Below are 25028 nucleotides of genomic sequence, written 5' to 3'. Positions count from 1 at the left end.
CCATGCTCTATAGACGCAGAATCTATGACCGACTGCCTGACTGGCAGACCGGACAAAGGGGTTAAAAGCCCGCCCCATGCCTGTATAATCAACACTGATGAATAGCTGGTTGCGATTCTGTTTGCGGCAGGTAACAATACAAGCAACCGCACGGCTCCACACAATGACCTAAGAAGTGCACACTATGACAACAATGACTACCTTGCCAGACTATGAAACTCTGGTACTTGAACGTCAGGATCGTGTCCTGACCATCACCATGAACCGCCCGGAATTGATGAATGCCGTCAATTTAAGACTGCATGAAGAGCTGGCGGAAGTGTTTTACTTCGCCGCCAAGGATACTGACTCTGACATTGTGGTGTTTACTGGCGCAGGCCGTGCCTTCTCGGCCGGTGGGGATCTGGACCATATTCTCAGCAACGCCACCAACCCTGAGTTATTCGACGAAGAGGTTCGCCTGGCCAAGCGCATCGTGTTTTCTATGTTGGACCTGGACAAACCGTTGATCTGCCGCATGAACGGCCACGCCGTGGGGCTGGGGGCGACTTTGGCCCTGTTCTGCGATGTGATCTTTGCCGCCGATACTGCCAAAATCGGCGATCCGCACGTGGCTATTGGTCTGGTGGCCGGCGACGGGGGCGCGGTGATCTGGCCGCAATTGATCGGTTTGTGTCGCGCCAAAGAGTATCTGCTCAGCGGTGAACTGCTGACCGCCACCAAAGCTGCCGACATCGGGTTGATTAACCACTGTGTGGCGGCCGATCAGCTCGATGACAGTGTGGCGGCCTACTGCGCACGTTTGCAGAAAAATTCGCGCAACGCGGTGCGCTGGACCAAAGTCCTGCTCAACCAGGAGCTGAAACGTGTGACCCACAGCCTGTTGGAAACGGGTCTGGCCTACGAGGCGGTCAGTATTCGCTCTGAAGATCACAAGAATGCTGTAAAGGCGATGCAGGAAAAGGCAAACAGCAAAAAGCCGTAAATCGGCAGACCGCTAACGTTGATCAGGTAATTTGGATCAGGTCATAGCTGCACAGGCATTCTTTAGGTACAGCACAGGTATTCTTTAGGCACAGTACAGGTATTGTTTAGGCACAAGCACAGGCTGGATTCGGATGACACCAGCCTGTGCTTACAGCCACCCCCGGCACGACGGCACTTGCTCATATAATAGACGATACAGTCTCACACAATAACAGCGATAAGGGTTCCCATGAAATTAGGCCAAGTTTATCCCGGTTGGTCAGTACTGGCAGGCTCGTTTGTGTGTGCTGCGTTAGCCATCGGCTTCACCTCTTACATTTACGGCATGTTTACGCTACCGGTCACTGAAGATCTTGGTATCTCCCGCTCGACCTTTAATAACGGCATGATTGGCCTGATCATTGGCGGGGCCATCGCATCGCCGGTGATTGGCAAGCTGCTGGATCACTTTCCGGTTCGCTGGATCATGGTGGGGTGCGCATTGGCGTTCGGCGGAACATTGATGACCGTATCGCGGATCGATTCACCGTGGTTAATGCTGTTGATGATTACCACATTGCTGCCGTTCAGTACCGCAGGTTGTGGGGTGCTGGGTGCGAATACGGTGGTCGTGCGCTGGTTTAAAAAGCGACGGGGCAGGGCATTGGGCGTGCTGTCGTTAAGCACGTCAGTGGGTGGGTTTATTGCCCAGCCGTTGACGGCCTTTTTGATAGAAACCGTCGGTTGGCGTGATGCCTTGTTTCTGATCGGTCTCGGGCCCATGGTGATTTTCCTGTTGATGGCGGCATTTGTAGTACGTGATCGCCCGACGGAACATACCCCGGGTGGTGAGCAAGAATTTGGCCGTTCCAGCGCGGTGGCCGGAGTTGAGGACGAGTCAGAGACGGACTTCTCTGCAGCCGAAAAGCTCTGGACCGCCCGGGATATTATCCGCAGCCGAAACTTCTGGCTGGTCTCTTTGGGTATTGGTTTGTTATTTGGCATCGATCAGGCCGTGTTGTTATCACAGGTTCCCTTTTTTCAGGACGCCGGCTATGAGCTGCAACTGGTTTCCGTTCTGGTGGCAGTGAAAGCCATTTCGGCGGTTGGCGGCAAGTTGATTGTGGGTTATTTGGCCGATAAAGTGGACTTGAGAGTGGTGTTTGCGTGTGTCGCGGGTTGTAACGCCTTGTTGCTGAGCGTGTACATTATTCAGCCTTCGCTCTGGTTTTTGTTTGCTTCCGTTACGCTGTTGGGCATTGCTGTGGGCGGTGTTTTTCCGGCCTGGAGTACGATTTTGGCCTGGCTGTTTGGCGCTCGCAGTTACGGTACGGTGATGGGGTTGATGGCGGTAATCATGCAGCCGTTTGCCATGGTCGCTATGCGCTTTATCGGCCAGGTGTACGACCAAACGGGAACTTATATCCCGGCGTTTACGACCTTTATTGTGCTTGATGTTGTGGCCATGATGTTGATTTTTATGGTTAGGCCGGATCCGGTTGATGATAGCGGGCAATCCATCCAGTCGGAGCAGGACGTTCAGGGCAGATCACCGGTCTGATCCTGTCCATGGATACCCACGACCCGAGGGTAAAGTCATGCCGCACTACAAAATGGTGGTGTTCACGAGACCCAAAGCTGGGCGTGAACAAGAATATAATGACTGGTATCAAAACGTTCACTTGCGTGAACTGGTAGCCTTCCCGGGGATCACCAGCGCTCAGCGATTTAAATTGAGCGCGACGCTGGGCGAGGCTGACGCCCAGCCTTATCTGTCCATTTATGAGATAGAGACGGAGGACATCGATTCGGTGGCGCAAGCCATACAAAACGCTGCGCAAAACCATCAATTGACCATGTCAGATGCGGTGGACCTTGAGTTTGCCGAAGCCAATATCTATCAAGTGTTTGGTGCGCAAGTGAATAAGCCCGGCCATATCATGTAAAAAAGCCAAAGCGTCCAGCCAGAATTCTGTTGGTCCTGTGGGTTGCGCGATGCATCGCTTTCACGCTCCGTCATCTGGAAGGGGGGGGATCGAAACAATAAAAATAATTGACGATTACTTCATGCCAACAGGTACAAGCTTTTGAAAAAAGTAAAAACTTTCTGCCGCAATTGCAGTGCACTGTGCTCGATGGAAGTCACCGTCGAAGACGGTAAACTCACCCACGTCACCGGCGATGGAACCGCTTCTCCTTATGGCGCTTACATGTGCGTGAAAGGACGAGCCAGTCTCGATTTTCACAACGGTGCCGAAGATCGCCTGTTGCACAGCCTTAAACGAGATGCACAAGGGGACTTTGATCCGATTGATCACGAACAGGCGCTGGATGAAATCGCCAAGCAGCTTTCAACCCTCATAGACCAATACGGGCCGCGCTCAGTGGCCTTGTATCATGGCACCGGTGCCTATCGCAGTGTGCTGGGGGCACAGTTGGAAAAGTCCTTTTTGTCTGCCCTTAAAACCCCCAACTTATTCTCCACCATGACCATTGACCAGTCTGCCAAATGGGTGACGATGGGACGCATGGGGGTTATGGCCAGTGGCAAACCGGCGCTGACGGACATCGATCTGGCGGTCATTGTGGGCAATAACCCGTTGGTTACGCATCAGACCATGCCCTTTGCTGCCGGCGAGTGTGGGGCTCCGGGCAGGGCGTTCACCCAAGCCAAAGAGCGCGGCACCCGCTTTATTATCATCGACCCGCGCCGCGCCGCACCGAAACCGCCCGCTTTGCGGATTTATTAATTCAGCCGTTACCCGGCCACGATGCCACCATCTTTGCGGCCATTGCCCACATCCTGTTGCGCGACGGCACCTATAACACCGATTTTTGTGACCGTTTTGTCAGTCAACTGGACGAGTTGCGCAAGGCGGTGGCGCCGTTCACGCCGGAGATAGCGGCCCAACGAGCCGATGTCCCGGTCGCGCAGATTGAGCAGGCGGCTCAGTGGATTGGCGAGGCCCGGCGGCCGTTGGTCGGCAGTGGCAGCGGACCTTCCATGTCGGCGCACTCCAACCTCAATGATCACATGATCGAAGTGGTGAATGCGTTGGTCGGTGGCTATCGCCGAGCTGGCGACCTGGTGAGAAACCCTGGCACCCTCAACCCACGCACGCCGGTTGAAATGGCTCTGGCGCCGACCCGCAGCTGGGAGCGTGGCGATAAACTGCGCAGCGCCGGGTAAACTGTTTGGCGAATTTCCCACCGCGCTGATGCCGCAGGAGATTCTCACCTCGGGGCCGGACAAGATACGTGCGGTGATTTGCTTCGGGGGGAATCTGCTGATGGGGCTGGGCGATCCCGACCTGGCCATTCCCGCCTTTGAAGATCTGGACCTGCTGGTTGTCATCGACCCGCGCAAGAATGCGACCGCCCGTTACGCCCACTATGTGATTGCGACCTCGCAACCTTTTGAGCGACATGATATTTCTACTCCTGGCGATGCCCTCTATCCACAGGCTTTTGCTCAATACGCCCCCCCGGTAATCGATAAACCGGCGGGCGTGATTCACGATTGGGAGTTCTTTTGGGGGGTGGCTGCGCGGATGAACTTGCCCCTGACTCTGAAGTACTGGAACTACGGTATGGATTTCGAGGCCATTGAAGACGGTTTGCCACTGTCCATCGACACACCGCCGGACCCACAAACCATGATCCGCTTTCTCTGTAACAACAGCCGGGTGCCGTTCGACGAGTTGCTGGCCAACCCCTCCGGTGTGCGTCCGCAGCTGCCCGAGCAGCGTGTACTTGCAACCCCGGCTGGGCACAAGGGGCGTTTGCAGCTGTGTCCCGATGACGTTGTCAAAGAATTAGCGCTGGTATTGAATGAACACAATGTCAATGCAGGCTTTGCTTATCAGCTTACCTGCCGCCGAATACTTGAAGCCATGAACAGCGCCTATCGTGATGCGCCGGCAACCCGCAAACGCTATCCGGTGAACTGGGCTTATATGAACCCCGACGATATGGTCAAGGAGGGGATTGAGGAAGGAGATTCGATTCACATACGATCCGAGGCGGGACACATCACCGGAGTGGCCAGGGCCGATGCGCGGTTGAGGCCGCGTGTGATTTCCATGACGCACCTGTTCGGTGAGCTGGTGCCTTCCCAAAAGGCGGAAGCGGATGGCGGAAGTTTCACCGGGCGGTTGACGTCATTAACGGATCATTTGCAGCCGATCAATTTCATGCCACGCTTTTCCGGTGTACCCGTGAACGTGGTCTTGATCAAATAGCTTGTCATCAAAACGAACACAAATTTTGATTTGATCATAACGAGTCTGATTGAGACTGCAGCTTGCCAGGGGAGGTGGAAGTTAAACGGACACCATTGACGTGGTCTTTTATAGCTTGGCCCGGGTTTCTGTCTGGTTTTCAAGTACCCACAAAACCGCTGTGTAGAGGCCGTATTCGCGTACCCTCATAATTTCCGTTTCTGACCAACCTCAAGAATTATATCAAATTGGCTTAAAGGTAACGGATCAGTGTGTCGATTTAACGGTTTAAGACATTTTATACTGGTTGTTCAGTTGGTCCGTAGGAGACAGGGTCATGCCGTCACTGAGTGATATCCGCGCTATCCTGATTGACCTGGACGGGGTTCTTTATATCGGGGACCAAGCGATTGATGGCGCCATCGATGCCATTCGCCTTGTTGTCGAGCGTCATATTCCCCATCGATATGTGACCAACACCACCACCCGGTCGCGAGCCGATTTAGCCAAGAAACTGAACACTCTGGGCTATACCATAGACGCAGACGAGATATGGAGTAGCCCCTGTGGAGCGGTGACTTATCTGCGACAGCGTGGGGTGCGGTCCTGTTTTTGCGTGGTCGATGAAGCCATTGGCAGTGAATTTGGCGAATTTGACGTGTCCGACACCTCGCCCGATGCCGTTGTCATCGGGGATGTTGGCAGTGCCTGGAATTACGATCTGGTTGACCAGATTGCCCGGTTGGTGATGGCCGGGGCAGAGCTGGTGGCGCTGCACAAGGGCAAATTCTGGCAGGCGGCCGACGGCTTAAAAGTCGACATTGGTGCCTTTGTCGCGGGCGTGGAATATGTCACCGGAAAGGATGCCACGGTGATCGGCAAACCTTCGCCGGCGTTCTTTCAGGCGGCGATAGACACACTCAACTGCTCGGCTGAGCAGGTGGCCATGATTGGTGACGACATTGACTCGGATGTGGGCGGGGCTCAGCGGTGTGGCATGCGGGGCATACTGGTGCGCACTGGAAAATATCGCGAGCCACTGGTGGCGGCGGCGTCAATTGTACCGGACGCCACTCTGGATTCTATCGCCGACCTTCCTTCATGGCTGAGCCAGAACGCAAAGGGCGATTTTTAGCGTGAACACCGCAGTCACTGACACAATAAACAGCTTGCAGTGAGGTGTCTGCGCAGCAGACGTGATTCAGAACAACCGTTAAATGGGTACTGGATTTATGGGGTATGGGGGCAGGAAGGCTCCCCCAATAAAGTAGACGACAAAGGAGAAAGCTTTGAACTGGAAGTTTTCATACGCCATTGGTTTTCACCCTTGAGAGGATACAGACCAAGAATTTTCCCAGTCTTTGGCATCGCTCATTGAACGCGAGGAGCAGGGGGGAGCGCCACCCTACGGACGTGCCTTGGACGTAGGCACGGGGAGCGCCATCTGGGGTATCGAGCTGGCTAAACGGGGCTGGCGTAGATTTCGTGGACAAGGCCCTGGATCGGGGACGCGAGCGGGTCCAGGCTGCTGGCGTGGAAATGAAATTGGTGAAGGGGGACGTTACCCGCCTTTCAGAAGCTGAAGTGGGTACCGGGTTCCGGCTTATCCTGGACACCGGCACCTTCCATGACTTTGACACCGAGCAGCAGAAAGGAATGGCCCGCAGCATTGACACGCTGGCCGCCAAGGACGCCACAGTTATTTTGCTGTGTTGGCCGAAGCGTATTCGCCCCTTGATCCGGGGTGTAAGCCGCGAAGAAATCGAGGCTGCTTTTACGGGTTGGCGGATCACCGACGTGGAGCCGTCCTTCTTCAAGCTCCCCCCACCATTGGAGTGGGCGCTGCGCCCGAATGAGCACTGGTACCGCCTGCAGCGCGCATGAGGTTGATGCGCCGTTTAACAACCGGTTGCAGCGGATCACCGCGGAACCGGGGCGTGATATGCTTACGAGAACGTCTTCATCCGACTTTTAGTTGACATGATGGTGTTCCTCTAGCAGGATAAATTGTATGAATCTAAACCTTGCGTACAAAGTTTCTCGAATTATCATCATTCCATAGGAATGGTGGGAATTTTGAGGCGTTTGTAATTTATTAAACCCACCCCAGAGAGGTGGGTTTTCTATTTCTGCCTCATGGGAATAAATCATATAAAGGAGGCAGTATGAAAAACCTGAAGGTTGGCGTGATGGCAATTCGGTACTAAAAGGAACTCTTAAGAGCGATAAAGTTTTACGGCGATACCCAAAATTTTGGAAGGATGATTTCATTGCCAGATTAGAAAATTTTCAGATAGACAGTTATTATACATAGTTACGTCGGCCTCTGAGCTGAATAACTTTGTGTACCGAAATATAAAATAGATACCTGTAACAATCCAAGGCAGGTGCGTTATGTGTCCGAGTTACCCGCGAACAGTAGATAACTATAAGGATTACAGTGAAAGAGATTACCAGAATAAATCATATCGGTATTCGTGTAGCCAATCTCGAGGCTTCTCGTAAATTCTATGAGAAGCTTGGTTTTGAATTCATTGCTGGGCCAATCGGACCTGAACCGGTAGCGATTATGGAGCATCCATCAGGAATTAACATAAATTTTATACTAAACACAAACTCTGATAAATCCGAGAATGTATTAATGGATATTCCGGTAAAGCATTCAGGCTACACACATATGGCGCTAGAGGTGACAAGCCTAGAGACGGTCGAAGATCAATTAGAGCACCACGGGATTGAGATCACAGATGGCCCAATTGTTTTGCCTGATGGGGCAGCGTTTATTTTCGTTAGAGATCCTGACCGCAATGTTATTGAATTTCATAAGCCAGGGAAACGTTAGTAAGTCAAAGCACGCAACTTGGTAAAGCTGTCCCTTTTCTTTGAAAAAAGCCGCCAGCTCCACTAAGCCGGTGTTGGAGTTGTAATAACCAATTGAGGCAGATCTCGCAATGAAAGCCTTCGAGTTAATGGCACAATACAATCAAATGATGAATGAGAATATTTATTCGACTGCTGAAAAGCTCAGTACGACTGAATTAACCGAAGACAGAGGTGCGTTTTTTGGGTCAGTTCTGGGTACACTTAATCATATTCTCGTCGGTGATATTATTTGGCTAAAACGCTTTTCAGTGCATCCTAGAGATTTTGCATCGCTGGTCTATATGAAAGGCCGAGAGCAACCTGAATCGCTTGCAGAATTAATTTATGCTGATTTATCAGCTCTGCATAGTGAAAGAAAAATCATTGATGAAATAATTGTCAATTTTTCAAAAGAGGTAACGCTAGCAGACGCTGATCTCTCATTAAATTATTGCAATACAAAGGGTGAGGAGTTTAGTAAAAATTTCGGCCATCTTTTGCAGCATATGTTTAATCATCAAACGCATCACCGGGGGCAGGTAAGCACTCTCCTTAACCAGCTTGGGTATGATATAGGGGCTACTGATTTACTTATGTGTATTCCGAGTGATCCCCGGATATAACAATCGCAGGCAGTATGCTACGGCCCTTCTGGCTTCCGCGGGGTGGCTTACTTTGCTGCGGGCGTTAGGCGTATACGTACATGAGATCTTTTCCGATAAAATGGAGACCAAATTAACTACGCTGCTCGTCTCGACATTCTATTCTGGGTAAGATCAGCCCGCATGAAGAGCGGGCCGGACTCACTGCACTAAGTTCCCTCGACATTGCTAACATCGCTCTGGCCCAATGGCCCAGCCTATGTATCACAAGCACGCGGTTTCTTTATCGATACAATTTTTGTCTTTCTTTGAGCAGGTGTTTATATCTAATATGTACCAAAAATAGCATCGGGAAAACACGCCATTTAAGATGAGCATCAGAGATATAATCAGTACAAACCATTCTATCCCGTTCAGGTGGGGCTGGAGTGCTGCCCAAACACCCAAAATGAGTCCGAATAGAACTCGAAAAATTCTCTCAATGTTTCCAAGATTCTTTTCAATCATGACGTTCCTCCTTAATTTCCATTATTTACGTGTGGTTACAGTGTTTGGATCTTCAGTAACACAAATATTTTTAATTATTAAGGAATTTCGACTTCAAGGGGCTTTGCGGTAAAACCACAATAGGCGCAGGCATAGTCGTCAAATACCTTTGGTATGTTACCGATCGCCAAACCGCCAGAGCAATTTTCCGAACGGTACTGCGTATCTGGACTGAACGTATCTGGACTGAACAGGCACTCCCCAAAAGAAGTTGAAACTTCTGACATAGACCTATTGGGTTTTATCGGGCTTGCCAGCGTAATGACCGGGTTGATAGGTTGCCGAATAGGGTGTTCTCTGATGTTTCCGGGTTTGGCCTTCCCGGCACGAATGGGGTTGAGACCCACATACGCCATACACGATCGCGGGGCTTCTTCTGTCAACTGTGGCTGAAATGTAAAGCAAGTTTCCCGCAAGTCACCCGTGCACTTGCCTTCGGCATTGGCGAGTCGGGCAATGGGGTCGTTCAGGCATTTCAATTGTGCCCTATGGGTATGAATCAACGATCAGTTCTGGTTGCTATACGCCTTGCGATATTCCGGCGGCGTCATCCTGTGCCCGCCGGTAATCTGTCGCGCTGGCAATGTGTGGCTTGGCCGTGGCCGGTTTGAGGCGTCCGATGCACTTCTCACTCTCCAGCAATAAGAGCTATTGGAAAACAGGATGATCACATTTCTGATCGCTCTCAAGTTCTTTCTCAACACGTGCACCGATTCCACTTTGCTACCCAGCATTTGAAGAATACTGATTCAGCGGCGCTGCAGCTGGGAAAAGTTATTGGTGATTTGTTGTAAGACATCGGAGTCTACAAATGCCAGGGCCTCGGTATTGTTTTTCACATAGGCATCCAAAAATGCGGTGGTGGCACTGTTGAGCATTTTCAGTGCGTCATACTGTGGCGGCTGTTCCCGCTCAGGACGACAGATCAGATTGCCCAGGTAATGATCGGCTCCCTGGGTTATCAAGGCATAGTTCTGGCCGGGTTGGGCGGTATCAAAAGACAGCTTGTGTGCCCGCCAATCGGGCCAAAACTGGGCATTGGCATCCCAGGTACCGGTGGTCAGCATCATAGGGCCTTGCAGATTGACCCAGCTGCTTTCATTGATGACATCGAACATTGGGCCCGGTGGGGAAATCGCAACCATCGCCTTGATGCGTTTGTCGGTGAAGTAGACGTACTCCTCGGTATCGGGATTGAAGGTGCCGGCACCCCCGAACTGTTGTGTGGTGAAGGCGCCAAACGAATGCCCGGTGGCGGCGATACGGCTGGTATCCATTTTCCCCGCGAGACCTTCGACACTGCCTTCCACCTGAGGCAGATGGTCTAACAATTTTGAAAAATCCCTCATTCGCTCTTCGATCAGGCCAAACTGACCGTAGCGTACACTGTTCCAGATCCCTTTTACCATGCCACAGCAATCCAGATGGTTGGGGGCAAGTACCACATACCCATGGCTAACCCAGTGTTCAATGACCGGGTTGTATTTGTCCTTGGTGGACCAGTTACCGTGTGAAAACAGCAAAATGGGGAAAGGGCCTTCGGCATCCGGGTAAAAGACACTGAGGTCGAGTTCTCTGTCATCCAACGATAGGTGAACGTTGGTTTGGGCCACAACGTGTAATGGTCCGGTCTCTGCTTTATAGAGGGAGGCAAGCGCCTCTGGGCTTGCATTCAAGGGTGTGACTTGTGGCAAGGTGACCTTATCACCGCTGCAGCCGCTGAGCCCCAAAATCACTGAACACCACAAAATCGCGACTAACGCCTTAAACCTGTGCATATACTGTTGTCCTTGTCAGAGAATCACACAGGCCTTTTGATGACGCTCCCGGGGGCTGTGAATGCCAATGCCTATAGTGTGTTTACAATAATAAAACAGGGGCATCACCGCTTCATTGACTATACGCAAAATTAACCACAGGAACTGGCCTCCAGACAGGCCAATCTTTAAAGACCCCTTTACGACTTTAATCATTGCAAGCGGTGTTGCATTGCTGGGGGTAAAAATATAACCGGTTGTGCAGTTGTATGTGGATTATGGTCCAAAATACACCGAAAATGCCTATGAAGTGTCAGCGGAAAAGGGATAACAAGACAACCCAGCATTCAGACTTCTTTATTACCCATCCAGACAATACAAACGGACTACTGACGGGCATGGTACTGGTTTCATTGTCTGCCTATCGGATCATCAATGACGTATCGCTTAGTGCACCGATCGGCTCATAAACTGTGATAAACCCTCCGATGTTAAGGGCCCAAACCGCGGGCCCTTCATGCAATTGTTACCGTGTTTGGCAGGTGTCAATCGATTGCCGGCTTATCAGTGGGTGAGATTTTTACATATCTCGGTGATGTGGCGTAAATCGGTTCCACAGCAACCACCCAGCACGGTGAGATGAGAATCCACTTTTCGGATTTTACCCAGTTCCTTACCAAACGCGACCGGGTTGCCGTCATCCAGCGTGTCCGAGTTATCCAATTCGGCGTGGCTCATGCAAGAGGCGTTACCGCGTAACCCCTTCAGTCGCTGGTGCCATGCTGCATGGGTGGCAAATAAGTGATCAAAATGGGTGGGGTGGGCGCAGTTGATCATATAGTACGCTGGCCCCTGATTCGTATGTTGATCCACCTGGGCAATGGCGTGTTCCAGTGTCTCTCCCGTGGGCAGCTTGCCATCGGTCTCCACGGTAAACGAGATACACACCGGTAAGCCGACGCTTTGCGCCGCCTGGGTCACACCAATCGCCTCATCAATATAATTCAGGGTTAGTGCGGCAATCATGTCCACATTGGCGTCGGCAAAGGTGTTGATTTGCGTGCTGTGGTAGGCCTTGGCTTCAGAAGTATTCATGCTGGCACCGGGGGTATAGCCATCACCCCGAGGTCCCAAACAGCCGCTGATCACAATGGGGCTGTGTTCGGTTTCAAAGTCTTCGCGTATGTGCTCCAGCAGCTTAACGGCGGCCAGGTTAAAGTGCCGCAATGCTTCTGGTGTGTCGCCGATTTTTTCACCCCAGTCGGCATTGGCACGCCAGGTGGGGGTTTCTAAAATCAAGCCGACCTTGTAGCGGGAGGCCAGCTGCGCATAATGCTTGTAGTATTCGTACAGCGTGGCGTAGCCATCTTCGTCGCGCAGTAAGTCATATGAGGCAAACTCTGGCAGGTCGTAATTCATGTTGAAACACAGGTCGGTTTCCAGACCGCCATCGGTGATACAGACTTGGCCCTGTAGCTGGGGCAGCCGTTGTTGGTAAATGCCCATAGTGTGCTCCTGTAACAGCTTTTTATTATTGACGTTTAAGCTATCTTTTTGGAAAGACAGTGTTTGCTTTGCAGGGTATTAGAGTAAGGATTTTGCTGTTTTTCGGCTAGTGAACCGAAAGTACTTTTTTACCAAAAATTGTTAAAATGTTTTAAAAACAAAGCGTTAGATATGATGTATCCAACAGGCTAAAAATATTTTCGGCCAGGCAAGCCGAAAACTGAACCTGGAGTACAGTAACCATGTCAACCAAAGGCAATATGACACGCAATAAACTCATGGATATTGCCGAACGCCGTATTTTACAAAAAGGGTTTTCGGCGACATCGATTGAGGACATCATTACGGAAGCCGGGATATCCAAAGGCGGCTTTTTTTATCATTTTGAGGGCAAGGACGATCTTGCCTACGCCTTAATGCAACGCTACCGTGAACAGGATGCGTTTCTTTTCAGTGGTTTGTTTCGGCGCGCAGAAGAGTTGCTGGACGATCCGCTACAGCAAATGCTGTTGTTCATTAAGTTGCTGGCCGAAATGATGGATCAGCTGGAAGACTTGCACCCAGGTTGTTTGGTGGCCTCCTTTACCTACGAATCGCACGAAGTCAATGATCAGGTGAAAGCGATCACCGCCGACAGTGTGATGGATTGGCGTCAATTGTTTTCAGATCAGCTGAATAAAGTCCATCAACACTATCCGCCCAAACTGGACGTGAACACGACGGATCTCGCGGATCTTCTGTCGACCGTGATCGAAGGGGGGATTGTGGTCTCCAGAGCCATCGGTGATAAAAAACTTCTGGTGCGCCAGCTGTTGGAATACCGTAACTACATTCGGTTGTTGTACGAGGCGTAACACAGTCAAATACAAGGGGCAGTGGAGCGGTGTTTGATAGAGCGGTATCTGTAAGCGAGATCAAGATATGTTTCTGATCAAAGCGATAGCGATCTGGTTTGTGATGGTGTTGGCTGCAATGGCAAATGGCATTTTCAGGGAGAAAATAGTAACCGTTTATCTGGGGCAGTCAGTGGCATTACCCGCTAGCGGGATTTTGCTATCTGTTTTTATTTTGATCATTGTTTATAACGCCATCGATTATATCGTGCCAAAAAAAGCCTCCATTTTTTTAACGCTTGGCGTGTTTTGGGTTAGCCTGACATTGATGTTTGAATACGGATTTGGTTACTTTGTTCTAGGGGCAGAGATCAGCCAAATAAACCAGGTGTTTAATGTCTCCAGTGGCAACCTGTTTGTGTGGGTTGTGGTCGTGACTCTATTGAGTCCGCTACTCATTGCGTATTTAAAAGGGTATATTGGGAATGATCGATAACCCGTTCAGGGATGTGTAGACACCGTATAAAAGGAACCCTGTGAACTTTATCACTCGCTACTTAAAGAACAGAGCCATCAAATCGTATGTGCTCAAGCTGGCACCGTTGAGGGTAAAACGCTATGGCGTATCGGATCAATACACGGTCGGTCAGATTGCACGAACGATTCAAACAATAGAGAAACAATAGAGGGACAGGCACCGCCGAATAAAGTGGCCAGCGCAGCCTAAACCGCACCACGAGGACAACAGGATATGGATAATACAAGCAAGCCGATGTTCTGGCGCGATGCGCGCATGCCCTACGTGGAACTCCGCAAGGTCGGGGATGGACGCAAGGTCTGCTACGCCCCACACAGCCATACCCAATGGTCCCTGGGCGCCATCATCGAGGGTCACTGTACGTATCTCTATCGCAACGATCAGTTTAAGGTCGGTGCCGGGACTCTGGTAATGATGAATCCAAACTGGGTACACGCCTGTAACCCGATCGACAATCAGCCCTGGGGTTACCTGATGCTGTATGTTGACACCCAATGGCTGACGGACTTGCGATATTCGGCAGGTCTTCTGGACACCCCTTGCTGGCAGGATATCTCGACAGCCATTGTTCCGGATGCCAACTGGTATGCGGGCTATTGCCAGATGGTGGAATGCTTGCTGGATGCGAAACGCGAGTGTCAGGAAAAGGAAACAGTGGTGGTGGATTACCTCACCGCCTTGATGTGTGAACTGGCGGACAAGGCGGCGCAACCCTTATCGCCAGTACCTGATCGTTTGCAGGCGTTGGCGGCTTACTTGAAGCATTATGACGGCGCGGAGGTGTCGCTGGAAACGCTGTGTGAACGCTCCGGGTACAGCCCTGGTCATCTCATCCGCAGTTTTAAACAGTATTTTGGTTTCACGCCCCATGCGTATCTGATCAATTCCCGCATCCAGCGCGGACAGCAGGAACTGAAACGCGGCACGTCTATTGCCGATACGGCACTGAACATGGGATTTGCCGATCAGCCCCATTTTCAACGTACTTTCAAGCGGCTGCTGGCCGCGACGCCCAAGCAGTATCGAGAGTCTTTACTTAACCAGAAAAAAAACACTGCTGGCGGCCAGTAACAGCGCCAGTAGCCGATTGAGGCTGACCAGTAATCCGGGGCGATGAATGTAGCGTCGCAGGTAGGCGCCAGCGTATACCCAACAACTCAGCGACAGCCAGCAGAAGGGCAGGTAGAGCGCCGCAAACACCAGGATCTCATAGACATTATGCCCACTGGTGTAAGCCCCAATGCCCGAGGCGGACGCCAGCCAGGCTTTGGGGTTGAGCCACTGCATGATGGCACCGGCCATAAAGCCCGGTGGCTTATGGTGTTCTTCGTCAGTCAGCTGGCCGTTATCGAGCCACAGCTGAATGCTCAGATACAATAAGAAGGCGACGCCCATCCAGCGCAAGAGGGTGTTAAACCCGGGGACGACCGTCAGCACGGAGTAAAGTCCTAAACCTATGGTAACAAAGAGAATGATGAAGCCCAGAGTTGCCCCGGTGACGAAGATCAGTCCTCTGTGGAGAGGGTAGCGGGTACCGCTGCTCAAACAGACCAGATTAACAGGGCCCGGTGAAATGGAGGCCGCCAGGGCAAATGCCGACATGGGTATAATCAACGATAGCATCAAGACTGGTCTCCGGGTTTGTTGGCTTCTGGTCCAGTGTGGGATAATGCCGGGGAGAAGTATTGAATAAAATTGCTAAACAGGCACGATTACTGGATGTGTGCCTGCAATGCCTCCCCGATGGGGAAAACAGGCTGCCCTTAGAGGGTTAATCCTCCGGGAAAAATTCATGGCACTAATTTCAGGTTGGCTAGGGCTGTGTTGCTCTGTGCTTGGCATCTTATCTATCTTGCTTCGCCACAAAATACCCCCGGAAGACCTTATATTAAGGGGACCTGAATCCGTTGTTCTTACGGTTTTTGATTATGGTGAATGTCTGTTGGTCGGGAATACCTTATAGCGTGGGCTGGGGGGATTTGGGGCAGTGAGGACAGCAGTGAATCCTGATGCAACCATACAGTGACGGGTAACGCTGATATTCATCAAACAACAGAGGGACGGCGAATCAATAGAGCTCAATAGAGGGACAGGCGCCGCCGAATAGAAACCGCCGAATAGAAACCGAGAGCAGAGGGACCGGCATCGCTGAACTACTACCCCTTAGTTACCTATTTTGCATTTTGGCGTTAAAAACGCTTCGTTAGACGACTGTAAACAGGTCAAAACACTTAATTCCCTGGAGCTATAAATCGATATCATGACGAGAAAAACATTAAGTTTGAAGACCAAAAAACCTAAAGACGTCAAACCCGCAGATGAGGTGGCTGAGGGTCTGTTTCCTGGTGATCCGAAGAAGCGTTTTTTAAATGGCGTAGCCATCCATCCTACTCCGTGTATTCGACTGGAATCCGGTTCTCAGCATCTCTCTATGCGGGCGATGGATTTGATTACACCCATAGGCATGGGGCAACGAGGATTGATTGTTGCTCCACCTGGCTCTGGTAAAACAACGATGTTGAAACATATTTGTCAGGCGGTGGCGGAGGCTTATCCCGAGATAAAACTTTATGCGTTACTTATTGATGAGCGGCCGGAAGAAGTGACTGACTTTAAGCGCGGCGTGCCGGCAGAGGTACACGCTTCATCCTCGGATGAAAGCTATGCCGAACACGTCCGTGTGGCCGATAACCTTATTGACATCGCCATTCAGGAAGCCGGTGAAGGTCATGATGTGATGATTGTTGTTGATTCTCTTACCAGGCTCTCACGAGTACACAACGCAGACCGCAAGAGCAGCGGTCGAACCATGTCGGGTGGGATTGACGTCAGGGCTCTGGAAATCCCACGAAAAATATTTGGTGCCGCTAGAAATATTGAGAATGGCGGATCGTTGACGATTCTGGCGACCATACTTGTGGACACCGGAAGTCGGATGGATCAGGTGATCTTTGAGGAGTTCAAGGGTACCGGCAATATGGAAATCGTTTTATCGCGAGAGGCTGCGGGCCAGCGTATTTTCCCCGCGCTGGATATTGCTAAAAGTAGTACGCGCCGTGAGGAGCTTCTTCTTGAACCCAAAGATATCGAAAAGGTCAGAATGCTACGAAGGTCACTCACCCATCTTAAACCGGTAGAGGGCGCTAGAAAGCTGGTTGAGTTATTAGAAAAATACCCTACCAATAAAGAGCTGCTGAACGCATTTTCAGCCACATAGTGAAAGGCTTAAGCCAATAAAGCCAATAGAGGGACAGGCACCGCCGAATACTGACAGTATCGATTCTGCGTCAGAACGCAAGAGCTGTTTGGGAGCGTTGATCATTGTTTTGGCCGAAACGGGTGATAGACTCATACTATGGTTTGGGTTCATAGTTTTCGCTGACTGAGAAATGAATTGAGAGACGATAAATTACGAATTACAGGACAGGCATCGCCTAATTGGGTTTTAAAAATCAGGTTTTAATAATAGGCTTTACTATTAAAATTTAAGTAGCAGCCACAACAGAAATCCCAAAGTCAATAACCCCAGTAGCCCTTGGCTGATTAGTCTGTGGCCGTGGGGAAGCTGCATTGCTCCATTGGCGGTATGTTGCTGTTGAGAGTGTGCGAGTTCTTCCATGTGTCGATAGCGAGCCATGAAATAATCCAGCTCTTTCATCGTGACTTGAACGTCTAGTTTGAACAGCACAAAAATCTCGATATCGTTTAAGAGATCTCTGGATCTTCCGAATCGACGCTGCGAAAACCGTTCCCCAATGATCGGCGGGGCGCCAAACCAAGCTGTCGACTGATAGAGCTCCTGGGCTTGCCGGTACCATTCGGTAAAGGCTTTGCTGCGATAGGCCCGTGGATTATCGCTTATTTTCTTTAGGCCTTGTTTGACCTCAACCAGTAGCAGCGCGAGTGGTGGGTGCCGGCTAGTGCCGGTGGGCGGAGCGCAGTTTGTTTGCTTGGAGACACAAGTGGGCATCACTTTCAGGGTTCCATAAGGGAGAGATTTCTTTACTCAGACGAGGTCCTCGACAAAGAGAATATAGCGCTGTTGGCGGTTTCTGAAAGTGAGCCGTGTCAAAAATTTGTCAACAAGAATGTGCGACACCGCTCGTTATTTTAAAAAGATCACAACGGTTTGGCAATCCGGTGGTGGGAGTCATCTCCGCTCCCGGTATGCGGGATGAGTTGGTATCCGGTATGCTTGGCTGCCTAAGCGATATCGTTTCCAATGATATGCAAGATGATAATGCCATTTGGATTACCGAAGTGTGAGAAAGTAAAGCGAGTTATGCCGCGTCTCTCTCGTTAACGTCTGTAAAAGAGGCTATTGCAATGGGAGGGCCTTTGATCACGGGGTTTGGCGAGCGCTTTGAAACTGTGCCAGTAGGTGGCTACGGTGTATAAGCAAACTAACCATCAGCGGAAAAATACACCGTCCCCGACGGAGCCTGCGTACCTAGCACTAGCATCTTGTATAAAGCGCATAAAGTAAGTTGACCCCGTTGTGAGCTTGACGGGCCATCATTGAGGAGTAGCATCGTTTGCCGGAATTAAAAACCTTTAGCCTTTTCCTGGTTACCGCACTGGCTGAAATTGTTGGCTGTTATTTTCCGTATCTTTGGTTACGTGAAGGTAAGTCGGTCTGGTTATTGGTGCCAGCCGCTCTCAGTCTGGCGGCATTTGCCTGGTTGCTGTCATTACATCCTACCGCTGCGGGTAGGGTTTATGCCGCGTATGGCGGTGTCTATATCTTTGCGGCTATTTTGTGGTTGTGGCTAGTCGATGGTATTCGTCCAACAACGTGGGACATGGTCGGTTCCGGGGTTGCTCTGTTGGGTATGGCAATTATCATGTTTGCCCCCCGTAGCGCATAACTGTATCCAAAATTCCTGCTGTGATCGCACAGGAAAGGGGACGATTCTGTCGAGTATTCAGCACGGATCACCAGCGGGTAGAGTCTGACTCAGTCGTTTTTTGCTGGGGAAACTTCCCGCTTTCGGTAGGCATGAGGAGTGGATTGCCAACGTGTTAAGCGTTCATCATCTGTCGCAGGGATTGTTCAATCTGTCCACCACAGTAGTCGCGACCGTATTCACTCCTGTGTTGCGTGAGAAATGCCTGGATGGCGGGGCGGGATTCGATTCTTTGGCACAGGTTGGCGATGTGTGGGGCGCACTCTATAAGATCGGCTTTCAATGCGGGAAAGGAGTAAACCATCGTGCCAAACAGGGCGGTGGTGGCTATATCGGCCACGGAGAGCGTTGAACCCAGCAGAAAACCGCGATTGTCCTTAAGGTTATGCTCTCTACCTGTGTTTTCAAACAACACCATCCAGTCTGCCAGACGCTGATAGCGAAATTCTTCCCAGCGCTTGGGAGTCCACATCAGCATGCCGTTGCTGTTGGTGATTTCCATCAGCACATCGTTGCAATCCAGAAGGGTTTTTAAGGCCAGTGTCAGCCGCTCCGGACGTTTGGGTAGATAATCATGCCTGTGCGCGAGGTGCATGAGACAGGCGGGCATCTGCGAAAAGTATTTTTTCCGTTGGCAGTCGTACAGATAGGGTGGGGCCATGCCGGGATGATGAATGCTCAGGCTTTTTGCAGGGTAGATCTCCAGGGCATCCAGTCGCGAGTATCGAGCACCCATGTCTTCCAACAACAGCTGGATAAAAATCCCTCGAAAGGGTAACTCCCAGTAGTAAAGTTTGTAGTCCACCATGGCATGATCCTGCTAATCATAAAGGATTGTTGCCCCCTGACCATGACAAGCATCATCGTTATTAGGAGGTTTTCTCAAACCTCCTAAGGAGCGGCTGCGGGTACCGCTCATTCGGTGATTGGTTAAAAGGGCACGTCATCATCGTAGGCATCCAGCGGCGGCCCCTGATCGAAGCCCGGAGGCATGGAGTCGTTCTGGACATTCTGGGTCATGGGCTCAATGCGCCAGGCCTGCAAACTGTTAAAACATTTCTCGGGTTTGCCGGGAGGTGACCACAGGCGGCCATTAAGGTTGAAGTGAACTTTGATCTCGTCGCCGAGATTGTAGGCGTCCATGATACCGCAGTTATCTTTTACCAGCTCCATGGCCAGGTAGTTGGGATAGGCCTCATTGACGCCTTCACCGGTTACCCTGATCACAAATTCACGCTTGATAAAGCCGTTGTTGCCGTATTCCGTGGTGTCGCCAATGGAGTGGATAACACCCTGTGTTTCGAAGCTATTTGACATGGTTTGATCCTGATTGCTGAGCGCCTATTCTAGCATCATTCGGGGGGAGATTTGGGGGTGTAGAACGCTATACACGGCGTGAGCCAACGTGCTGATGGGACAGGCACCGCCAGTTCTGGACAGGCACCGCCAGTTCTCAGCAAATCTCAGCCAATCTCAGGCAGCCAATCTCAGCCAATCTCAGGGACAGGCACTGCCCATGGCCAACGTGCCTGTCCCTCTCGTTTGGTCCCTCTCGTTTGGGGTCCGCCCTCTGGCCCGGCCCGCTTTGACCACCCCGGCCTCTTGCCCAACTTGAGGGTTCAGACACTTTTTTAGCATTTTTTGTCTGAGGTATTTGCCATTTGTTAAAATATGAGTAATTATTCGCATTATGGGTTGGGTATGTTTTTGACTCTGTTAAGGCATGGCGCTCCGGAAGGGGGTTGGTGCGTTCAAAAGCCCTGAATTATGGGTATGGATATATTTGGGAGTTTGTATGAATGATGTAGGTGTCTTCAGATGGCTGGTGGTTTCCGCGATGACTTGCACACTGTGGGTATCAAGTGCTTTAGCCCGCGCTGAGGGCTGGGATATGGAGCCCCGTGACCCACCGGGTTATGAGCTGGTGATGCAACTGGTGGTGACCTGCACGGAACCTGAAACCATGGGTGGGTCGTCGGATAAGAGCAAGGATGGCATACGCGATGAAATCTGGCCGATTGTCGGTGGCAAGTTCGTGGGTAAAGGTATTCGAGGGACCGTAGTACCCGGCGGTGGCGATTTCCCAGTGGTTCGCCCTGACGGTGTAGTGGTGGTTGACGCACTGTATCGCTTAAAAACAGACGATGGGGTCACGATCATCATCCACAACAAAGGGCTCGCCTATGAGAGTCAGCCCGAGGTTGAAAAGTATCGTCTAGTGCCAGAATTTATTGCGCCGCAAGGTAAATATGACTGGTTAAACAAACACGTGTTTGTGTCAACTCTGGTGTGGCCGGTGCCTGAATCCATGAAGGTCACCCATAAACTGAATGAAAACGACCGTTTGATCGAAGTGTACAAGGTGCTTTGAGTTACCTTGAACCTGTAGCGACTGGGTTAAGCATTTACGATTGCGTTAACCGGAGGACGGCACGCCTGAGTTGCAGGTCGTCCGGTTGGATGCGGATGGTAAAACCGAGTTTTTTCATCAGGGCGAGCATGCCTTGATTCTCGGTCAGTATCTCGCCTTCCATCTCGGTTAACCCGCGCTGTCGTGCAACCTTGATGAGTTCCAGCATCAACCTGGATCCGATCCCCTTGTGATGCCAGTCGTCGGCAACCACCAGGGCAAATTCGCAACTGGTGCCGTCGGGGTTGGTCATATAACGGGCAACGCCGACGACAGTTTCCTGTTGTTGATGAATGACCATGGCAACGAACGCCATCTCCAGGTCATAATCGATCTGGGTAAACCGCATCAGCATCTCCGGCGTGAGTTTGTTGAGCGTTTGCATAAACCGGAAATAGATACTTTGTGGTGACAGACGGCGGATAAAATCCTGCTCCAGGCTGGCGTCTTCCGGCCGAATAGGGCGGATCAACAGAGTGGTGCCATCGGCCAATTCAGCGTTGGATTCGAGAGCTGCCGGATAAGGGTGTACCGCCATGTGAGCATAGGGGCGGGTAGTGGCTGGCTGGGCATCCACTTGTATTTTGACATCAACCACCAACGCGCCCTGATCATCGGCAATCAGGGGGTTGATGTCGATTTTACGAATCTCCGGTATTTCACACACCAGTTCCGACACTCTGAGCAGTACCTCTTCAAGAGCGTTGAAATCAATGGCCGGCATCCCCCGAAACGCTCGCAGCAATTTGTTCACTCGTGTCCGGCTGATCATGTGTTGGGCGAGAAATTGGTTCAACGGGGGCAGGGAAGTGAAAGGATCCTGCATCACTTCAGCTATGACGCCTCCCGCCCCAATGCTGATGGCGGGTCCAAACACCGGATCGCGTACCACCCCAATCATCAACTCACGACCGTGAGCCCGACGGTACATGGGCTCCAGGGTCACGCCCTGGATTTCGGCATCGGGGTATTGCTCCCTTACGGTGGCCAGCATTTCGTGAAAGTTGTGGCGTACCGTCGCGGCACTGCTGATGTTCAGGCGAACCCCTCCCACATCCGACCGGTGCTGGATATCTGGCGCGTTAATTTTCATGGCCAGCGGAAATCCCAGCGTCTCTGCGGCGATCAGGGCATCGTTGGCGTTACTGGCGTAAATTGCCGGGGCCAGGGGCAGGTGAAATGCACGTACCACGGCGCGGCTTTCCAGACTGCTGAGGTGTTGCCGGCCGCTGGCCAGGGCCTCTTCGACGATCAGGCGAGCGCCAGCGATATCCGGATTGCGGTGTTGCGTAAAGGGGCCGGGTACTTGCATCAGCAATTGTTGGTTGCGTTGGTAGCTGGTTAATAGCGCAAAAGCACCGACGCAGAATTCGGGGGTGTCGAAATGGGGAAGGTTATGTTGACGAAACAAGCGGTTTGCCTCGGCAACCTGTGCGCTGCCCATCCAGCAGGCAATCACAGGTTTCGGGCTGTTCTGAGAGGTTTCGATCACCAACCTGGCCACGGCAGTGGCATCTGTCATGGTCTGAGGGGATAACAGCACTAGCACGCCGGCCACCTTACCGGCCTGCAAGCAATGGTTGAGTGCAACCTGGTAATGTTCGGCCGTGGCGTCTCCCAGCAGATCCAACGGGTTAGCGTGTGACCAGTTCGCCAGCAGGTGTGGATTGAGTTGGTCGAGATCGGTCTGTTCCAGCTCGAACAGGGGAACCTCCAGCTCCACGGCTCTGTCACAGGCCATGATGGCGGGTCCGCGGCCGTTGGTGATGATCGCCAGCTGATCGCCTTTTACGTGGTAGTGACGTCGAGACAGGATTTCGGCGGCATTGACCATTTGTTGTATGGTATAGGCCCTCACGGCCCCCGCCCGTCTGAGTGCGGCATGAAAAACATCATCACTGCCGATGACCGCGCCGGTATGATGGATGGCGGTTTGCAAGCCTTGTTGGAAACGCCCGGCTTTGACCACGACCACCGGCTTGATGCGCGCGGCAATTCGCAACCCACTGATAAAGCTGCGTGCATCTCGTATGGCTTCAATGTACAACAGGATGGAATGCGTGCTGGGGTCCATGGCCAGATAATCCAAAATTTCTCCGAAACCGATATCGGCGACATCCCCCAGGGAAATGACCGCAGAATAGCCCAGTCCTTCCGCCCGGGCCCAGTCGATGGCGGCTGTACATAAGGCACCCGATTGTGACACCAGCGCCATGTGACCCGGATTGGCCATTTGCTGAGTGAAGGTGGCATTTAGCCCTTTTTTAGGAAGCATCAATCCCAGGCAATTGGGGCCGAGAATACGAACGCCATATTGGTGGGCGTACTTCATCATTTCCGCTTGCAGCTTTGCCCCCGTGTTTCCCGCGGCGGTTTCCCCCAAACCGTCGGATAAAATAATGGCCGCATTGACGCCTTCAACGCCACATTGACGAATGATGTCTGGCACCGTAGCAGCGGGGCTGATGATGATGGCCAGATCCACAGGCTGCTGTATGTCGTTGATGGATTTGTAGGCTCGGTGGTTTTGTACTGTGCTATGGTTGGGATTTACCGGGTAGAGTTTACCTTTGAACCCACACGCCAAGAGATTGCGGAATATGATGCTGCCCCGTGAGTGCTCCCGTTCAGAGGCACCCAGTACCGCGATGGATTTGGGGTCAAACAAATGATTCAGGTAATGTGGGCCCATGAGGTAATATTTCGCCTAATTCGTTAAATCACATTGCACTATGTTTTTTCTCGACAGGTCTTGTCCTGAAACAACTTATAGAATGGTTCCTGACCTTATAAAATAGCGCCTGGCCTTATAGAATGGTTCCGACCTTATAAAATAGCTCCTGACCGTATAAAATAGTTCCGGCCAAGATTTATAGAATAGTACCTGACTCAGGTTTATAAAAATGACGCTAGCGGTTATCTCTCACAGTGATTGTTTGTTACATGAAAATTTTTCTGGCCATCCCGAGCGGCCTCAACGGTTATCCGCGATCAATGATCAGCTGATCTCATCCGGGCTGGACGCGGTTTTACGCCATGTAGATGCCCCCCTGGCCACCCGCGAACAGCTGTTGAGAGCACACAGCGAAGGCTATGTGGATGATGTTTTTGCGCGTTCCCCCAAACAAGGATCCGTGGAACTGGATCCGGATACCATGATGAGTCCCCACAGTTTGCAGGCGGCATTGCGCGCGGCGGGTGCCGGTATCAAAGCGCTGGATTTGGTGTTTGCCGGTGAAGTTCAATCCGCGTTTTGCAGTGTGCGTCCACCGGGACATCACGCGGGTAAGGATTTCGCCATGGGCTTTTGTATTTTCAACAATGTGGCTGTGGCCGCCGCCCATGCCCTGGATCATTATCAGTTGGAGCGTGTGGCGATTGTGGATTTTGATGTGCATCATGGCAACGGTACCGAAAATATTTTCAGTCAAGAGCCCAGAGTTTTATTCTGTTCCAGTTTTCAACACCCTTTTTACCCGCACAGCGGGCATCAAAGTACCGACAATCACATGGTGAGCGCGTTGCTTGCATCCGGCTCGGGGGGGGATGAATTTAAAGCGAAAATACAGGCATCCTGGTTGCCGGCATTGCATGAGTTTAAGCCCCAGCTGGTGTTGATTTCCGCAGGCTTCGATGGGCATATTGAAGATGATATGGCAGAGTTAAACCTGACCGAAGCGGATTTCTCCTGGATTACTGAGCAGATCAAAGTGATTGCCGATACTTACGCTGAAGGCCGCATGGTGTCTTTTCTGGAGGGGGGCTATGCGTTATCGGCCCTGGGGCGCTCGGTGGTTGCGCATCTCAAGGCCATGATGGGGTAAACCTGTTCCCCAGAATGGATGCGAATCTATTCCCGACTCGACACGGGAATTGCCGTG

27 protein-coding genes are annotated in these 25028 nt (G+C 51.5%); 18 read left to right on the top strand and 9 right to left on the bottom strand.

The genetic code is table 11. The annotated features are described in order from the left end of the window. Nucleotides 1-184: 184 nt before the first annotated feature. From G8770_RS10020 to G8770_RS09975, 10 genes are all read left to right on the top strand, one after another. Complete coding sequence (locus G8770_RS10020) at nucleotides 185-985, top strand: enoyl-CoA hydratase/isomerase family protein (protein ID WP_208022178.1); 801 nt, start codon at nucleotides 185-187, stop codon at nucleotides 983-985. 231 nt (nucleotides 986-1216) lie between these two features. After that, on the top strand, nucleotides 1217-2527 hold the full coding sequence (locus tag G8770_RS10015; RefSeq protein WP_167185651.1) for an MFS transporter: 1311 nt from the start codon (nucleotides 1217-1219) through the stop codon (nucleotides 2525-2527). A gap of 37 nt (nucleotides 2528-2564) precedes the next feature. Then, entirely contained in the window at nucleotides 2565-2912 is a 348-nt protein-coding gene (locus G8770_RS10010) for a DUF4286 family protein (RefSeq protein ID WP_208022177.1), read from the top strand. 141 nt (nucleotides 2913-3053) lie between these two features. Then, complete coding sequence (locus G8770_RS10005; RefSeq protein ID WP_167185649.1) at nucleotides 3054-3716, top strand: molybdopterin-dependent oxidoreductase; 663 nt, start codon at nucleotides 3054-3056, stop codon at nucleotides 3714-3716. After that, the gene (locus G8770_RS10000; protein ID WP_167185646.1) at nucleotides 3605-4156 is read left to right on the top strand and encodes a molybdopterin-dependent oxidoreductase; all 552 of its coding nucleotides are present in this window, start codon (nucleotides 3605-3607) and stop codon (nucleotides 4154-4156) included. Before G8770_RS10005 ends, G8770_RS10000 begins: the two co-directional genes overlap by 112 nt. Further along, nucleotides 4128-5207: a molybdopterin dinucleotide binding domain-containing protein gene (locus G8770_RS24540; protein WP_167185643.1), complete on the top strand. Its 1080-nt coding sequence runs from the start codon at nucleotides 4128-4130 to the stop codon at nucleotides 5205-5207. Before G8770_RS10000 ends, G8770_RS24540 begins: the two co-directional genes overlap by 29 nt. A gap of 316 nt (nucleotides 5208-5523) precedes the next feature. Continuing rightward, on the top strand, nucleotides 5524-6321 hold the full coding sequence (locus G8770_RS09990; protein ID WP_167185640.1) for a TIGR01458 family HAD-type hydrolase: 798 nt from the start codon (nucleotides 5524-5526) through the stop codon (nucleotides 6319-6321). A gap of 398 nt (nucleotides 6322-6719) precedes the next feature. Further along, nucleotides 6720-7070, top strand: a complete 351-nt coding sequence (locus tag G8770_RS23865) for a hypothetical protein (RefSeq protein ID WP_208022176.1) — start codon at nucleotides 6720-6722, stop codon at nucleotides 7068-7070. A gap of 556 nt (nucleotides 7071-7626) precedes the next feature. Then, nucleotides 7627-8028 (top strand): VOC family protein, encoded by a 402-nt coding sequence (locus tag G8770_RS09980; RefSeq protein WP_167185638.1) that lies wholly within the window; start codon nucleotides 7627-7629, stop codon nucleotides 8026-8028. 109 nt (nucleotides 8029-8137) lie between these two features. Further along, nucleotides 8138-8671 carry a DinB family protein gene (locus tag G8770_RS09975; RefSeq protein WP_167185635.1) on the top strand — a complete coding sequence of 178 codons (534 nt, stop codon included), beginning with the start codon at nucleotides 8138-8140 and terminating at the stop codon, nucleotides 8669-8671. 243 nt (nucleotides 8672-8914) lie between these two features. Here G8770_RS09975 and G8770_RS24645 read toward each other — a convergent pair whose 3' ends face one another. The 4 genes from G8770_RS24645 to G8770_RS09955 all read right to left on the bottom strand — a co-directional run bounded on the left by G8770_RS24645 (nucleotide 8915) and on the right by G8770_RS09955 (nucleotide 12459). Next, complete coding sequence (locus G8770_RS24645) at nucleotides 8915-9157, bottom strand: YgaP family membrane protein (RefSeq protein WP_167185632.1); 243 nt, start codon at nucleotides 9155-9157, stop codon at nucleotides 8915-8917. 77 nt (nucleotides 9158-9234) lie between these two features. Beyond that, nucleotides 9235-9699, bottom strand: coding sequence for a hypothetical protein (locus G8770_RS09965; RefSeq protein ID WP_167185630.1), 465 nt, complete (start codon nucleotides 9697-9699; stop codon nucleotides 9235-9237). 246 nt (nucleotides 9700-9945) lie between these two features. Further along, the gene (locus G8770_RS09960; protein ID WP_167185628.1) at nucleotides 9946-10974 is read right to left on the bottom strand and encodes an alpha/beta hydrolase family protein; all 1029 of its coding nucleotides are present in this window, start codon (nucleotides 10972-10974) and stop codon (nucleotides 9946-9948) included. A gap of 543 nt (nucleotides 10975-11517) precedes the next feature. Continuing rightward, complete coding sequence (locus G8770_RS09955) at nucleotides 11518-12459, bottom strand: homocysteine S-methyltransferase family protein (protein ID WP_167185625.1); 942 nt, start codon at nucleotides 12457-12459, stop codon at nucleotides 11518-11520. Between the two features lie 242 nt (nucleotides 12460-12701). Here G8770_RS09955 and G8770_RS09950 point away from each other — a divergent pair, with 242 nt between their 5' ends. The 4 genes from G8770_RS09950 to G8770_RS09940 all read left to right on the top strand — a co-directional run bounded on the left by G8770_RS09950 (nucleotide 12702) and on the right by G8770_RS09940 (nucleotide 14901). Then, a complete protein-coding gene (locus G8770_RS09950) occupies nucleotides 12702-13313 on the top strand; it encodes a TetR/AcrR family transcriptional regulator (RefSeq protein WP_167185622.1) in 612 nt (203 codons plus the stop codon). A 67-nt stretch (nucleotides 13314-13380) separates the two neighbouring features. Then, nucleotides 13381-13788 (top strand): hypothetical protein, encoded by a 408-nt coding sequence (locus G8770_RS09945; protein ID WP_167185619.1) that lies wholly within the window; start codon nucleotides 13381-13383, stop codon nucleotides 13786-13788. A gap of 40 nt (nucleotides 13789-13828) precedes the next feature. Then, nucleotides 13829-13978 carry a DUF6559 family protein gene (locus tag G8770_RS24640; RefSeq protein ID WP_425050259.1) on the top strand — a complete coding sequence of 50 codons (150 nt, stop codon included), beginning with the start codon at nucleotides 13829-13831 and terminating at the stop codon, nucleotides 13976-13978. 65 nt (nucleotides 13979-14043) lie between these two features. Continuing rightward, the gene (locus G8770_RS09940) at nucleotides 14044-14901 is read left to right on the top strand and encodes an AraC family transcriptional regulator (protein ID WP_167185617.1); all 858 of its coding nucleotides are present in this window, start codon (nucleotides 14044-14046) and stop codon (nucleotides 14899-14901) included. Here the strand turns inward: G8770_RS09940 and G8770_RS09935 are convergent. After that, the gene (locus G8770_RS09935) at nucleotides 14863-15453 is read right to left on the bottom strand and encodes a LysE family translocator (RefSeq protein ID WP_243760413.1); all 591 of its coding nucleotides are present in this window, start codon (nucleotides 15451-15453) and stop codon (nucleotides 14863-14865) included. The genes G8770_RS09940 and G8770_RS09935 overlap by 39 nt on opposite strands. A gap of 658 nt (nucleotides 15454-16111) precedes the next feature. Between G8770_RS09935 and rho the strand changes: the two genes are divergently transcribed. Continuing rightward, on the top strand, nucleotides 16112-17047 hold the full coding sequence (rho, locus tag G8770_RS09930) for a transcription termination factor Rho (protein WP_279537140.1): 936 nt from the start codon (nucleotides 16112-16114) through the stop codon (nucleotides 17045-17047). A 261-nt stretch (nucleotides 17048-17308) separates the two neighbouring features. On the opposite strand, the gene G8770_RS09925 is transcribed toward rho, so the two are convergent. Beyond that, nucleotides 17309-17800: a hypothetical protein gene (locus tag G8770_RS09925; protein ID WP_167185611.1), complete on the bottom strand. Its 492-nt coding sequence runs from the start codon at nucleotides 17798-17800 to the stop codon at nucleotides 17309-17311. A gap of 565 nt (nucleotides 17801-18365) precedes the next feature. Between G8770_RS09925 and G8770_RS09920 the strand changes: the two genes are divergently transcribed. Then, nucleotides 18366-18698, top strand: a complete 333-nt coding sequence (locus G8770_RS09920; RefSeq protein WP_167185608.1) for a YnfA family protein — start codon at nucleotides 18366-18368, stop codon at nucleotides 18696-18698. A gap of 154 nt (nucleotides 18699-18852) precedes the next feature. Here the strand turns inward: G8770_RS09920 and G8770_RS09915 are convergent, their stop codons facing one another. Continuing rightward, nucleotides 18853-19545, bottom strand: coding sequence for a glutathione S-transferase (locus G8770_RS09915; RefSeq protein ID WP_167185605.1), 693 nt, complete (start codon nucleotides 19543-19545; stop codon nucleotides 18853-18855). A 122-nt stretch (nucleotides 19546-19667) separates the two neighbouring features. Beyond that, on the bottom strand, nucleotides 19668-20054 hold the full coding sequence (locus G8770_RS09910) for a DUF3127 domain-containing protein (RefSeq protein ID WP_167185602.1): 387 nt from the start codon (nucleotides 20052-20054) through the stop codon (nucleotides 19668-19670). A gap of 478 nt (nucleotides 20055-20532) precedes the next feature. Here G8770_RS09910 and G8770_RS09905 point away from each other — a divergent pair, with 478 nt between their 5' ends. Continuing rightward, on the top strand, nucleotides 20533-21108 hold the full coding sequence (locus G8770_RS09905) for a DUF3237 family protein (protein ID WP_167185599.1): 576 nt from the start codon (nucleotides 20533-20535) through the stop codon (nucleotides 21106-21108). Nucleotides 21109-21142: 34 nt separating this feature from the next. Here G8770_RS09905 and G8770_RS09900 read toward each other — a convergent pair whose 3' ends face one another. Then, a complete protein-coding gene (locus tag G8770_RS09900; RefSeq protein ID WP_167185596.1) occupies nucleotides 21143-23839 on the bottom strand; it encodes a bifunctional acetate--CoA ligase family protein/GNAT family N-acetyltransferase in 2697 nt (898 codons plus the stop codon). A gap of 211 nt (nucleotides 23840-24050) precedes the next feature. Between G8770_RS09900 and G8770_RS09895 the strand changes: the two genes are divergently transcribed. After that, nucleotides 24051-24971 carry a histone deacetylase family protein gene (locus G8770_RS09895; RefSeq protein ID WP_167185594.1) on the top strand — a complete coding sequence of 307 codons (921 nt, stop codon included), beginning with the start codon at nucleotides 24051-24053 and terminating at the stop codon, nucleotides 24969-24971. The last annotated feature ends 57 nt before the right edge of the window (nucleotides 24972-25028 follow it).

The sequence above is a fragment of the Pseudomaricurvus hydrocarbonicus genome, assembly GCF_011602365.1.
GTDB classification, from domain to species: Bacteria; Pseudomonadota; Gammaproteobacteria; order Pseudomonadales; family Cellvibrionaceae; genus Pseudomaricurvus; species Pseudomaricurvus hydrocarbonicus.
Note: the sequence above shows the minus strand (reverse complement) of the source record. Positions and strands in the feature narration are given on the sequence as shown.

What these genes read in the sequence shown, in the direction of transcription:
- G8770_RS09910 (WP_167185602.1), bottom strand. Translation starts at nt 20,054, where the DNA reads ATGTCAAATAGCTTCGAAACACAGGGTGTTATCCACTCCATTGGCGAC.
- G8770_RS09990 (WP_167185640.1), top strand. Translation starts at nt 5,524, where the DNA reads ATGCCGTCACTGAGTGATATCCGCGCTATCCTGATTGACCTGGACGGG.
- G8770_RS09915 (WP_167185605.1), bottom strand. Translation starts at nt 19,545, where the DNA reads ATGGTGGACTACAAACTTTACTACTGGGAGTTACCCTTTCGAGGGATT.
- G8770_RS10015 (WP_167185651.1), top strand. Translation starts at nt 1,217, where the DNA reads ATGAAATTAGGCCAAGTTTATCCCGGTTGGTCAGTACTGGCAGGCTCG.
- G8770_RS10010 (WP_208022177.1), top strand. Translation starts at nt 2,565, where the DNA reads ATGCCGCACTACAAAATGGTGGTGTTCACGAGACCCAAAGCTGGGCGT.
- G8770_RS09935 (WP_243760413.1), bottom strand. Translation starts at nt 15,453, where the DNA reads ATGCTATCGTTGATTATACCCATGTCGGCATTTGCCCTGGCGGCCTCC.
- G8770_RS24645 (WP_167185632.1), bottom strand. Translation starts at nt 9,157, where the DNA reads ATGATTGAAAAGAATCTTGGAAACATTGAGAGAATTTTTCGAGTTCTA.
- G8770_RS09925 (WP_167185611.1), bottom strand. Translation starts at nt 17,800, where the DNA reads ATGCCCACTTGTGTCTCCAAGCAAACAAACTGCGCTCCGCCCACCGGC.
- G8770_RS09905 (WP_167185599.1), top strand. Translation starts at nt 20,533, where the DNA reads ATGAATGATGTAGGTGTCTTCAGATGGCTGGTGGTTTCCGCGATGACT.
- G8770_RS09940 (WP_167185617.1), top strand. Translation starts at nt 14,044, where the DNA reads ATGGATAATACAAGCAAGCCGATGTTCTGGCGCGATGCGCGCATGCCC.
- G8770_RS09900 (WP_167185596.1), bottom strand. Translation starts at nt 23,839, where the DNA reads ATGGGCCCACATTACCTGAATCATTTGTTTGACCCCAAATCCATCGCG.
- G8770_RS09945 (WP_167185619.1), top strand. Translation starts at nt 13,381, where the DNA reads ATGTTTCTGATCAAAGCGATAGCGATCTGGTTTGTGATGGTGTTGGCT.
- G8770_RS09955 (WP_167185625.1), bottom strand. Translation starts at nt 12,459, where the DNA reads ATGGGCATTTACCAACAACGGCTGCCCCAGCTACAGGGCCAAGTCTGT.
- G8770_RS09895 (WP_167185594.1), top strand. Translation starts at nt 24,051, where the DNA reads ATGACGCTAGCGGTTATCTCTCACAGTGATTGTTTGTTACATGAAAAT.
- G8770_RS09975 (WP_167185635.1), top strand. Translation starts at nt 8,138, where the DNA reads ATGAAAGCCTTCGAGTTAATGGCACAATACAATCAAATGATGAATGAG.
- G8770_RS09960 (WP_167185628.1), bottom strand. Translation starts at nt 10,974, where the DNA reads ATGCACAGGTTTAAGGCGTTAGTCGCGATTTTGTGGTGTTCAGTGATT.
- G8770_RS09950 (WP_167185622.1), top strand. Translation starts at nt 12,702, where the DNA reads ATGTCAACCAAAGGCAATATGACACGCAATAAACTCATGGATATTGCC.
- G8770_RS10020 (WP_208022178.1), top strand. Translation starts at nt 185, where the DNA reads ATGACAACAATGACTACCTTGCCAGACTATGAAACTCTGGTACTTGAA.